General features: G+C 38.1%; 11 protein-coding genes and 1 pseudogene. 3 read left to right on the top strand and 9 right to left on the bottom strand.

The features are described from left to right. Position 1: 1 nt before the first annotated feature. The 3 genes from EP1X_RS08850 to EP1X_RS08860 all read right to left on the bottom strand — a co-directional run bounded on the left by EP1X_RS08850 (position 2) and on the right by EP1X_RS08860 (position 2,535). Complete coding sequence (locus tag EP1X_RS08850; protein WP_055283716.1) at positions 2–919, bottom strand: ABC transporter ATP-binding protein; 918 nt, start codon at positions 917–919, stop codon at positions 2–4. 4 nt (positions 920–923) lie between these two features. Continuing rightward, positions 924–1,895 carry an ABC transporter permease gene (locus EP1X_RS08855; protein ID WP_055283718.1) on the bottom strand — a complete coding sequence of 324 codons (972 nt, stop codon included), beginning with the start codon at positions 1,893–1,895 and terminating at the stop codon, positions 924–926. A gap of 319 nt (positions 1,896–2,214) precedes the next feature. Next, entirely contained in the window at positions 2,215–2,535 is a 321-nt protein-coding gene (locus EP1X_RS08860) for a YbjQ family protein (RefSeq protein WP_371180453.1), read from the bottom strand. A gap of 98 nt (positions 2,536–2,633) precedes the next feature. Here EP1X_RS08860 and moaC point away from each other — a divergent pair, with 98 nt between their 5' ends. Both moaC and EP1X_RS08870 read left to right on the top strand, forming a co-directional pair. After that, positions 2,634–3,095, top strand: a complete 462-nt coding sequence (gene moaC / locus EP1X_RS08865) for a cyclic pyranopterin monophosphate synthase MoaC (RefSeq protein WP_055283722.1) — start codon at positions 2,634–2,636, stop codon at positions 3,093–3,095. 66 nt (positions 3,096–3,161) lie between these two features. Then, positions 3,162–4,859: a DNA mismatch repair protein gene (locus tag EP1X_RS08870; RefSeq protein WP_055283724.1), complete on the top strand. Its 1,698-nt coding sequence runs from the start codon at positions 3,162–3,164 to the stop codon at positions 4,857–4,859. Here the strand turns inward: EP1X_RS08870 and EP1X_RS08875 are convergent. The 6 genes from EP1X_RS08875 to EP1X_RS08900 form a co-directional block, all read right to left on the bottom strand. Further along, entirely contained in the window at positions 4,849–5,799 is a 951-nt protein-coding gene (locus EP1X_RS08875; protein ID WP_055283726.1) for a radical SAM protein, read from the bottom strand. The two genes, EP1X_RS08870 and EP1X_RS08875, sit on opposite strands and share 11 nt — an antisense overlap. Then, on the bottom strand, positions 5,783–6,598 hold the full coding sequence (locus tag EP1X_RS08880) for an NAD(P)/FAD-dependent oxidoreductase (protein ID WP_055283728.1): 816 nt from the start codon (positions 6,596–6,598) through the stop codon (positions 5,783–5,785). Before EP1X_RS08880 ends, EP1X_RS08875 begins: the two co-directional genes overlap by 17 nt. Next, positions 6,580–7,212: an isochorismatase family protein gene (locus EP1X_RS08885; protein WP_055283730.1), complete on the bottom strand. Its 633-nt coding sequence runs from the start codon at positions 7,210–7,212 to the stop codon at positions 6,580–6,582. Before EP1X_RS08885 ends, EP1X_RS08880 begins: the two co-directional genes overlap by 19 nt. Positions 7,213–7,241: 29 nt before the next feature. After that, positions 7,242–7,916: a Kae1-associated kinase Bud32 gene (locus EP1X_RS08890; RefSeq protein ID WP_055283732.1), complete on the bottom strand. Its 675-nt coding sequence runs from the start codon at positions 7,914–7,916 to the stop codon at positions 7,242–7,244. Positions 7,917–7,921: 5 nt separating this feature from the next. Continuing rightward, positions 7,922–8,236, bottom strand: coding sequence for a hypothetical protein (locus tag EP1X_RS08895; protein ID WP_055283734.1), 315 nt, complete (start codon positions 8,234–8,236; stop codon positions 7,922–7,924). Between the two features lie 156 nt (positions 8,237–8,392). After that, complete coding sequence (locus EP1X_RS08900) at positions 8,393–9,043, bottom strand: YigZ family protein (protein ID WP_055283736.1); 651 nt, start codon at positions 9,041–9,043, stop codon at positions 8,393–8,395. Between the two features lie 185 nt (positions 9,044–9,228). On the opposite strand from EP1X_RS08900, the pseudogene EP1X_RS10220 reads away from it, so the two are divergent. After that, positions 9,229–9,397, top strand: a pseudogene (locus EP1X_RS10220) (thermosome subunit); the annotation flags it as partial.

The raw sequence follows: 9,397 nt of genomic DNA on the forward strand, positions 1-9,397 counted from the left end.
ATCACTCCTTCTTGTAAATTGTTTTGAGAAAAACGTCCTCCAAGCTCGGCTCCTCAATTTCAAGATTTATTATGGTCATCCCTCTCTTCGACAGATAATCCGAGATCTGGTCTCTGATGTCGTCTCTGGCAAATATTATCATTTTCTTGTCGTTTATCTTTTCCATCCTCACTATGTCATCAAGATCAAATTCAGGAAGCTTTTGTTTAGCCTCTATTTTTATCTCATAACCCTCGAGTTCCATGAACTGTCTCTTTATTTCCTCCAATGTCCCCATCGCTCTGAGCTTTCCACTTACGAGAATTCCAACATTATCACTTAACTCTTCAACTTCGCTAAGTATGTGAGAGGAGAAGAATACAGTCTTTCCCTTTTTTGCCTCCTCTTTCACTATGCTTTTGACGAGATGAGCCCCTTCGGGATCAAGACCACTCGTTGGCTCATCGAGTATTAAAACTTCTGGGTCATTTATTAGGGCCTGAGCCAAAAGCAAACGCTGTTTCATGCCCTTTGAGAACGTTTTTGCCTTTCTGTAACGAACATCCCAAAGACCAACTAACTTGAGCAGCTCCTCTATACGTTTTTCTTTCTCGGCTCTGCTCATGTTGTAGAAATTGGCAAAAAACTCTAGATTGCGCCATGCAGTAAGCTCGCCATATACTGTTGCGTTTTCAGGAAGGTAGCCGACTTTTTCTTTGACTTTAATTGGCTCCTTAAAAACGTCACTTCCAAGTATCCTTATGCTCCCACTGTCTGGGATTATCAACCCCAACATGCTCAATATTGTAGTAGTCTTCCCTGCACCGTTAGGACCTAAAAATCCAAAAATGCTCCCTTCTTCAATGTTCAATGTTAGATTATCAACTGCTACCAATTCTTTATACTTCTTGGTCAGACTCTCAATTTCAATAGCGTACATAAAATCACCTCAAATCAGCTTTCATGAATTTTGCATAAGCTGCTGTAAATGGCAGGAGAAGCATTACTATCAACAGTAAGATGTTTTGCCAGACCAAACTCAAACTTTCCCTAATGGATCTATCCTCTACAACACTCTCCTCATAAGCCAAAGCAGAAACTACTTCACTAATTTGGGGCTTCCCCCCGAAGAGTATTCTGATAACTTCCTGATAATGGTAGTTAGGAGAGACATAAAGGATTTTTTCAGCTGTTGTTGTCATTTTAGTCAACCATGCTTGATATGCCGGGTCTTTGAGGAACAACTCTTGTAGTTGTTCTTCACTTAGATTTGTAGCATTTTCCGGAATATTAGGAAGAGGAGGCAAGCCAGCCACTACAAACCCTATTACTCCACCAATTATTGAAAGCAAAAAGCCGAAAAAGAGGAATGTAAATATTGCAAGGATGATAGCGTTTTTGGACTTCCTAATAAATACTGAAATAAGTAATCCGAGGCTTAGAAAAACTAGTCCATAGAGTAGGCTAAAGGGTAATGTTACTAAAAATCTCATCAGGTCACTTACAGTTATTGGGACTCCTAAGAGCAGTGCAAAAGCTACTGTTAAAGCATAAAACAATGATAGAGTTACGCTAAGAGTTAACAAACCTCCCAAAAGTTTACCCAAGAGCACTTTATCCCTATACACAGGCTTTGAAACTATCAACTTTAGAGTGCCCCTTTCTAATTCCGCATTTATTGTTGTTGCCCCAATGAGAATTCCTGATAATGATATTAAGTAGTTGAAAGCATTTGAGAAGCTTGATAAGAAAAGCATTTGGAAAGGTGTTTTATATAAATTTGCACTTATACCAAGTTTCTTAGAGCTATATATCATCCCTAAAGAAGTTATCACAAAAAGTAGCACTATTATTTGAAATCTCTTTGTTCTGATACTTATTTCGAAATCCTTCATTGCTATATTGATGGCTTTCATACTCATCACCTCACTAGAAGGTGGTCTGTTTGCTTAAAAAATATTACTCCTTATAGTTGTATATTATGACTTAATATGATAAAATATCATAAAAATTTTAAATAGTATTTGAGCAACAGAGTGTAAGTGAAAACCATAGAAGTGCCTCGTGTGTGGAGGAAGGCAGTGGTAATAGGTTGTGTTAGTAAAAAAGAATAGATAATTACTGGCCTCCCCCGCCCTAAAGAACAAGGCTTTCAAAAGAAGAAATAATTAGTAAGGAGGACGCCAAAGTAATTGAAAGCATAATAATAACTAAAATTACTGAAAGGCTTTGATCTCACTCTTTTTCGAGGATAACAGCAGTACCATAGGCAAATATTTCAGCAGCCCCAGACGCAACCGCCGATGTCATGAACCTCACTCCAATGATACCGTTTGCACCCATTTCCTTTGCATGTTGTATCATTCTTTGGAGTGCTACTTCTCTAGCCTCTGCAAGCATTTCAGTGTACTCCTTTACCTCTCCACCAGTAATATTCCTCAATCCTGCCAAAATATCTTTTCCAATGTGTTTCGCCCTGACAGTTGCCCCTCTAGCAATCCCTAAGACTTTGACAACCTTATATCCAGGAACTTCTTCAGTTGTAGCAATTATCATTTCATTCACACGGCATCACCTCATACCTCGAAGTTCGAAGTAATATTTCTCTTCAAAGCTTAAATACTTTTCTTGAACATTAGAAATATGGTGGGAAAATGGAACTCACTCACGTGGATGAAAATGGTGTTAAAATGGTAGAAGTTGGACAAAAAGATGTTGTTTTTAGAAGAGCCATTGCTAAAGGTAGAATAAAACTCAAACCAGAAACAATAAAGCTTATTCAAGAAGGGAAGACCAAAAAAGGCAATGTTATAGCAAGTGCCCAAATTGCAGGAATCTTAGCTGTAAAGAGAACATGGGAGTTAATACCACTATGCCACCCAATACCACTAACTGGGGTTGACATAAACTTTGAGTTTGGAGAGGATTACATAGAAGCTACCTGCGAAGTAAGGGCCTATTATAAGACAGGTGTTGAAATGGAAGCTTTAACCGGAGTTAGCGTTGCCTTACTTACTATATGGGACATGGTCAAGGCTGTAGAGAAAGACGAAAACGGCCAGTATCCATTCACAAAAATCGAGGATATTAGAGTCATTGAAAAAGTTAAGAAATGATTCAAACACAAAAAAGTGTTTGAAAGAGATTTTTTGTGTTTATACCGTTAAGAGGGTTGTAACGCCATGAAACTTAACAGCGAAGCAAGAGCAATATACAAGAGTATTAGAGAGGAGATAAAGAAAAGAATCCAGCTAAAGGAGAGCTTAGCCTATCTTGACGACTTTACGCTAACTAATGACAAAGAAGAAATCTTAAAGCGCCAAAATTACTTAAAGGAAAGCCTCTCAAAGATCCAACCAGGGCTTAAGGAACTCCTCGCTCGAATAAAGCCTATTCGGTTTAAAAAAGATTATCTCCACGATAGACTTCTAGTTGTGGATGAAACAGAATTTGAAAAAGCAAAAAACCTAGAAATTTGTGATGTTGCTTTAGAACCCGAGGATGGTTACGACTTGATATTAAGTACTATAGGGTATGGAATTGATGTGGGGATTTCAATAAGTGAAATCGCCCCTGAACTTTATATTTTGCCCTTATGGGAAAACAGAGAAACTTTAAATGCATTATCTAATATAAAAGCACTTTTAGGAGAAAAAAGCGTTGCAAATGAGATTTTGATAAAACTAAAAGAATTAACACCCACTATGAAGAAGAAAGAACTCTTGATAAACTTGGATGAGATAATAAGAGAAGAAGAAAATAACCTTAACACCCGGATTGAAGAACGTCTAAAAGAATTTAGCCTAACCCTCAGTGGGAAAGAGTTGTTAGAATTCCTGAAAAGGCTAAAAGAAGGCAATTATGAAACTATCTTCTCCCACTTTTCCCAGATAGAAGATGACATTCTCAGAGAAATAAGAAAAAGTGAAGAGAAGCTAAATAAGTTACTGGGAATCGATGTTGAACTGTTCTCAAGGGAAACTCTATATCCTGTTGAAGTCCCTAGTGATGCTATTGAACTCCTAAGACATGAACTTGAAAGGGAAATAAAGCTTGAAATATATCTCAAAAGTCGTGAAATTCTGAAGAAAATAAGACCACTAATACCAAAATTAAGAGAAGAACTAAAAAAAGCATATGAACTTGAATTTTTAAGGGCCGTTAAAGAGTTTACTCAGGGGTTCACTTTTCCAACGATAGCCGAAGGAGGTATTGGATTCATAAACGGGAAACATCTGTTTATCAAAAACCCTCAACCTGTAAGCTATATCATTGGAGACGTTATTGAGCTAGATGACACTAATGGAGAGAGGGTTATAATTTTAACTGGAGCAAACAGTGGTGGAAAGACTTCACTCCTTGAGTTGATCGCCCAAGTGACTATTCTAACCCATATGGGTCTTCCTGTAAACGCTGAAAAGGCCTGGATAGAAGTACTAGATGAACTGTTCTTCTTCAGAAGAAAACGTTCCTCATATGGTGCCGGAACATTTGAAACAGTCTTGAAAAGTTTTGCACGCTCTCTTATACGAGAAGGTAAAAAACTTATTCTCATCGATGAATTTGAGGCTATAACCGAACCGGGAGCAGCAGTAAAAATAATTGGAGAACTTTTGAAGATAGGCTACGAAAAGAGTTTTTATATCGTGATTGTATCCCATCTAGGTGAGGACCTGAAATCTATGCTTCCCTTTGCGCGTGTTGATGGCATAGAAGCAAAAGGCCTCGATGAAAATCTCAACCTAATAGTAGACAGACAGCCAAAGTTTGGAATCCTAGGAAAGAGCACGCCAGAATTAATTGTGGAAAAACTATATCATACTAAAAGAGGACAGGAAAAAGAAATTTTTAGGAGAATTTTAAAAGCTTTCAAGGAATAATGTTGAAGTTAGAGGTTTTTAGAAAAGTATAAGCCTCCTTGAGTTCAGGTCTTTCTTTGAGAAAGCGCAGAATATACTGGCCACAATTCGAGCCTATCAAGTTTTCTCTTGTATCACCCACTGAAATTATGATGTCATATCCCAACTTTCTGAGGTTCTCTACGAATTCCTTGTGCTTTATTGGAAGGCCAGTTTCTAGATCAACGTCATTAGTGAGGGAGTTTTTCATCACGCTGACTGTTGGATTGAGCGGTGTTATCTTAATGAGGAAATATTCCTTCGGGAAATATTCTGCAATTATTCTAGCATCTACCTCATTCTCTCTTGCGAGTGCAAAGTTTAGTGTTATCTTTTTACCTCCTTCATCATAAAACGCCTTTCCATACTCAGCTATCTTTTCAAACCCCCATTTTCTTACTGGAATTATTTTATCCCTCTGCTCTGGGTTAGTAGAATGTATTGAGAACTGTAGCTGGAAGTTATCCTTAAAAAGCTCTTTTTTAAGCTCTAGTAGAGCGTCAAAGAATTTGTCTGTACCTATTGGAGCTATAGTAGAAATAGAGGGATAAAAGTTCTCATAATGCTCACCTAAATACCTCAATGCCTCAATAACAGCCATGTTAAAGCTTGGTTCACCCATCCGTGCAAATTGCACCTTGAATCTTCTCGTTTTCGGTTTTCCACCCCAGCGCTTCTCTATTGGATACTCTATTTGCTCAAGTAGCTCATCAAGATCAAGCTTACCCTTATAAAAGAAACCCGCATCACACATCTTGCAACCCACTGGACACCCATTAAGTGATGAGACTATAAGCACCCACTTTTCAGCAGGGTTGGAAGTTGGAACTGATTCAACAAATTCCACTATATTTCCCTTTGAAGTCTTCCCGATGTAAACAACGGCAACATTCGGATCTCCAATTTCACTCAATATTTCCATATTTCTCCCTCCTCCAAATCATCATAGCAGTCTTTATTCCATCAGCAATCGCGAGTGCACTCTGGCGATAAATCCCATTCTTTACATCACCAACTAGGAATAGGTTGTCATCATTAAGCCCCTCAATGAGTTCAACATTAGGAACCCTGCCAATAGCGCCTAAGACCAAATCCACTTTAAAATCACCAACGTCGGTTTTAGCTAAAAGTTTTTCTTCTCTTTGGATGTCCAATACTTGACCCATGAAAGTCTTGATATTCCCTCGTTTTGCAACAAGGTTTTGAAGATAAGGTAGAGCTTTAGGTTCGCTCCTCATAAGTATTATTACTTCATCAGCCATTTCACTCATACTTAAAGCATAATCAAACGCCACATCTCCCCCACCTATAATAAGAACCCTTTCATAATGCCTTTTCGGAACTTCTGCCACGTGATATATTACACTATCAAATGGAAGTTTTTTTGGTTTTGTTCCCGTTGCTACAACTAGATATTTGAACTTGTAGTCTCCAGCGTTGGTTTGAACCCTAAAAAAGCCATCAACTTTCCCTATAGACTTAACTTCTTCATAAATAATCTTCAAACCATATTTCTTCACATACCTTTTTAGAATTTCAACCACTTCCTCACCTCGTATACCCTCAGGGAAAAACATAGTATTCTCCACAGAGTAAGCATTCCTGATAAGACCTCCAACACTATTGCGCTCAAAGATTACGCTTTCAATATTGTAACGGGCCAGTTGCACGGCAGTTGCTATTCCCCCAATCCCAGCGCCTATTATCCCAACGAGAGCCATTCAAGCACCTCCTCAAGAAGTGGTGTCACTGCAAAGCCATGGGAAAGGTTCCTTAAAGTAGCCTCGTGGAAAAACCTATTCTGAGTGATTGTTCCATCTACTGGAAAGACAACATTAAACCCCCTCACAAAAGCCTCTCGGGCAGTAGTTTCACAACAGAGATGCGTCATGACACCGGTAATTACCACAGTCTCAATACCAAGTTTTCTCAAGAGCTCTTCAAGTTTCGTTCTATAGAAGGCATTATACGTGTTTTTCTCAATGATAATCTTAGCAAACGGTTTGAAATTGTCAAGAATTTCGTTAAGAGGATCTTCCCTATGCATCCCACTACCCCACCACCAAACCATTATCCCCTCTTTATGCGAATGGCGAGTAAAAATTATGGGAACTCCAAGGGCATTAATCTTTCTGTAAAACCCTTCTAATCGAGATATTAAAGCCTGTGAAGAAGGAAGATACGCAGGACTCTTAGGAACTAAAAAGTACTTTTGGAGATCAATGGCTAGAACAGCAGCTTTTTTGAATAATTTAACCTTTTCCCACTTTCTTGGCCTAAAATATCTCTCCCTAACTTTCAAAATGAAGTCTTCAGTAAAATACTCTTCCTTCATGGTTAAAGATAGGAAAGAGAATTTAAAAATTATCTGTATTTAGCTATTGACCAGCTTCTTTCTCTATATCTTCCACGACTTTCTATCTCTTTAAGCCTCTCTTCAACTTCCTTCCTCTTTTTCTCGCCCCTGATTTCTTCATAACCCTTTAAAACTTCGTTAAAACCTCTTTCAAACCATTTATAGTGAGTGCTCTCCATCGCTCTCTTTAAAAGATGCAAATCAACTCCTTGAGCCTCAAGGCTTATCTCAAATTCAGCAAGGCCAAAGTCTATGAAGTAAATCCTACCACCTCTGAGGATCATGTTAGAAGTCGTTAGGTCACCATGTACTATTCCAGCCTCGTGAAGTTTTCCAACTTGCCTTCCAATTTCTCTGCACAGCTTCAGACGCTCTTCCATGTGAATTTTCTCCAAAAGTTCCTTTAACCTCTCGCCTTCAATGTATTCCATAACTATTTTCATTTCCCTCAAATCCACCTCATAAACGTAAGGAACATTAACTCCAAACTGTTTGGCCCTATGCAGAATCCTAGCTTCTCTAACCGTCCGTTCCTTTCTCAATTTTTCGTCTATCTCTCTTATACGATAGCGCTTTGGAATACGGTGCTTTATAATAATCTTTTCTCCATAGAAAGGGAAGTAAAATTCTTTAAAGTCTGCAAGATATATTTTCGCCTCTGCTCCTTGCTTTACTAGCCTCATGCACCTCACCCACTTATTCCAAGTGCTTTAATAATATTCTGAACATCCTCTAACACAAACCTAATGGAAATGACATTCTCTATTTTTAGCACTAATATGGCTTTTCCTTCTTTGAGTACTAGCCTAGCCTCACCAATATCATTTTCTCCAAGTTTTTTCATAGCATATTTAAGCTTTTCATCTTTACGATCAAGCATATCATCAAGAAGTGATGCTCTGTTCTCAATCTCTACATCCAATACCCCATAATCCAAAACGTTTTCTATAACTTCTTTAAGTTTTTCAATATCTTTAATAGGATAAACCCGAAGGCCTTCCATTTTCAGATCCCCATATATGAGTTCTGTTTTTAGGCGTATTAAAGTTTCCTTGAATCACATGCCAAAACTTTAAGCATTATAGTCACATGGATTAGTTAAAACCATAGAAAACCAAGTGAAAAAGCTGATAAAAGCCCTAGAACGAGAGAATTGGACTCAAATATCGTTGAATTTGCCCCTTCTAATACCTTTCCTTAAATCAAGAAATTCCCTTATTTTTACCTTGCCTTTGCTAATCTCATTCACATATTTTACGAACTCTTCTTTTCGCTCAGGTAGAATACCCACAACAAACCTCACATCAACACCAAAGTCTCTCTCAACAACTTCTCCTCCAAACTTCTCAACTGCTTTTTCAACTGCACTATACAAATTATAAGGAAAAATAATCTCTATAGGCTCTTTTTTCACGATCTCTATTATACCTGCCTCTTCTAAAACCTCATTTGCTGTCTCACTGTAAGCTTTTATCAATCCACCATAACCAAGCTTTGTGCCTCCAAAATATCTTGTAACAACAACCACAACATTTTCTAAGCCCTTATATTCAAGAACCTTCAGAACGGGCCTTCCCGCACTTCCTCTAGGTTCACCGTCATCATCATAGTGAATAATCAGAGTATTACCTTCCCTAACTCGATAAGCAGAAACATTATGCGTGGCATCAGCATGAGCTTCTTTAACCTTTGCAACGAATTCCTTAGCCTCTTTTTCGCTTTTTGCCGGTACTGCGTAACCTATAAAAAGGGAGTCTACATAGGTTTTTTCGACTTTTCCAAAACCTTTAATCGTTTTATAGCTCTCCATAAGGGAGGCTAAGACAAACTAAACTTAAGAATCTTTTGGAACCTTTTTCCTGTATTTTGTCCAAAATACCTTGAAATCATTATCATATATACTACAAGTCAATTTAATACTTGACTTTTAAATAGAAATCTTTTTATAGAGCCCTAACGAAAGGCCCTTGTTTAACAAAGGAGGTAATTGAGATGATGGTAGGACAAGGAGGACAACCCGTTGTTATTCTTCCAGAAGGTACTCAAAGATATGTGGGCAGAGACGCCCAGAGATTAAATATTTTGGCTGCCAGAGTAATAGCAGAGACAGTAAGGACTACCCTCGGTCCAAAGGGTATGGATAAAATGCTTGTTGACAGCCTTG

This window comes from Thermococcus sp. EP1 (assembly GCF_001317345.1).
Classification (GTDB): domain Archaea; phylum Methanobacteriota_B; class Thermococci; order Thermococcales; family Thermococcaceae; genus Thermococcus_A.